This window comes from Caulobacter sp. P4_E5 (genome assembly GCF_056401555.1).
Genome location: NZ_JBFUJD010000155.1, coordinates 1 through 2,139, shown reverse-complemented (window position 1 = coordinate 2,139; position 2,139 = coordinate 1). Strand labels below are relative to the sequence as shown.

2 protein-coding genes are annotated in these 2,139 nt (G+C 72.0%); one reads left to right on the top strand and one right to left on the bottom strand.

What is annotated here, in order from left to right:
- Positions 1 to 221 precede the first annotated feature (221 nt).
- Positions 222 to 1,778 (top strand): DUF885 domain-containing protein, encoded by a 1,557-nt coding sequence (locus AC1DSO_RS24685; RefSeq protein WP_477071318.1) that lies wholly within the window; start codon positions 222 to 224, stop codon positions 1,776 to 1,778.
- A gap of 57 nt (positions 1,779 to 1,835) precedes the next feature.
- On the opposite strand, the gene AC1DSO_RS24680 is transcribed toward AC1DSO_RS24685, so the two are convergent.
- Positions 1,836 to 2,139 (bottom strand): EF-hand domain-containing protein (locus AC1DSO_RS24680; protein ID WP_477071317.1); only part of this gene is annotated, 304 nt, incomplete at its 5' end.

The following is a 2,139-nucleotide window of genomic DNA, read 5'->3' as shown; positions in this document are numbered from 1 at the left end:
GGTCAGGGCCAGCAGCGAAACAAGACAGAGAGCGACCGGACGGATCATCAAGGTTTCCTCGCCGGCGCGTCGACTGCGCGCCTTGGCCGCGAAGCTAGCGGTAAGAAGACAGCGTTGTCACTAGCTTTGTTACCGTTATCTTTTCAGCGTCGCCGCTGTCGCCTGGACACCGGTGTCAGGCGGCGTAAGACAGGGACAAACGAGAATCCCGGGAGGACGTCATGCTCAGTCGCCGCCAAGCCTTGGGAGGCGCCGCCGCCGGGAGCGCGCTGCTGGCGGCCGGGCCGGTCCTGGCGCGAGGCGGCGCCGACGCGGCGCTCAAGACCCTGCTCGACAAGCTGGYCAAGGGCGGTCCAGCGGTCGAACGGCTGGCGGCGCTGAAGGCTTTTCCAGCCGAGAGCCTGTCGCCGAACGCGCGCCTGGATCGCGATTCCGTTCTCCAGGCCTTCGAGACCGAGGCCGAGATCGCCCGCCGCTTCCCGTTCGGAACGGGGCCGGGCTCGCCCTATGTCGTCACCACCCGCGCCGGGACGTGGCTGAAGGCCGCCGATGCGGTGAAAGCCGGCGGCGACGCCCCGTCGGCCCTGGTCGCCAAGCTGGACGCCGAAACCGACAAGCTGCGCGCCGACGCGGCGCTGGGCGTGATCCCGCCGGCCTTCGTGATCGACAAGGTCGCGGCGGGCCTGGCCAAGGCGGCCGCCGGGGCGCCAGCGGATCTCGGCGCTGCTCTGGGCCGCCAGAGCGAAGCGCTGATCGCCCTCAGGCCCAAGGCCGGCGAAGGCGCGGGCGTGCGCTTCAAGGACGCCCAGGCCTATTACGAACTGGTGCTGAAGCTGAACCTCGGCATGGCGATCACCCCGGCCGAGGCGCACGCGCGAGGCCTGGAGGCCGCCCGGATGTTCAGCGCGCGCGCCGACAGGCTGCTGCGGGCGCGGGGCCTAACGAAGGGGACGGTCGGCGCCCGGCTCGCGGTCCTGTCGCGCGACCCGCGCTGGCTCTACAGCGACGACGACGCCGGCCACGACAAGCTGGTGGCCGACATGAACGTCTGGCTGGAGAAGGCCAAGGCGCGGCTTCCCCGGTCGTTTGGCGCGGTTCCGCCCGGGACCCTGACGGCGCGGATCTCGCGGATGTCACAGGCCGACGAAGCCGCCGCGCGCCAGGGTTATCGCGACCCGCCCAGCTTCGACGGCAAGCGGCCGGGGGCCTATTTCGTCGATCTCGCCGCCATCCGCAGCCGGCCCAGCTGGACCCTGCCTAGCGTCGTCCACCACGAGAGCGTGCCGGGTCACATGCTGCAGATCCCGCTGGAGGAAGGCTCCGGCGCGCATCCGCTGCGCTCGCGCCTGGCCTGTCCCGGCTTCGTCGAGGGCTGGGCGATCTATGCCGAGCAGGTCGCCGACGAGGAGGGCGCCTTCGCCGGCGATCCGCTGTCGGAGCTGGGCTATGTGCAGTGGATGCTGTTCCGCGCCGGGCGCCTGGCAGTCGACACGGGGATGCACGTCAAGGGCTGGACCCGGGCCAAGGCCGAGGCCTGGTTCGCCGACCTGCAAGGCCCGCCACCAGTGTTCGCGCCGATCGCCCAGGATGTCGAACGCGCCGCGATCGGTCCGGGCGGTCCGGCCGGGCAGGGGCTGGCCTGGCTGGAGCTGGTCCGCCTGCGCGAGGCGGCCCGCCGGCGTCAGGGCCGTGGCTTCAACCTCAGGGCCTTCCACGACACGGTGCTGTGGCCCGGGACCCTGCCGCTGGCGACGCAGCGCGCCCGGGCGCTCGGCTAAAACGAAAACGCCGCCCGAGCGGATCGGGCGGCGTTCGAAGCGGCTCCCGAAGGACGCCTAGTTCTGCGGCGGGGCGCCTTCCGGCGGCGGGGAGCCCCCGGGGGGCGGGAAGCCTTGCTGCATGCGACGGGCGCGCATCTGTTCGAAGGCGGTCTTCAGCTCGGCGAGCGTGACCTTGCCGTCCTTGTCGGCGTCGATCATGGCGAAGCGATCTTCCGGACGGCCGGCGMCGGTCCATTCGGCCTTGTCGACCACGCCGTCGGCATTGGCGTCCCAGCGCTTGAAGATGTCTTCCGGGGCCGGCATCTGGCGCGGGGCTCCGGGCGGCGGGCCTTCCTGGGCCAGGGCGGCGCCGGCGGCC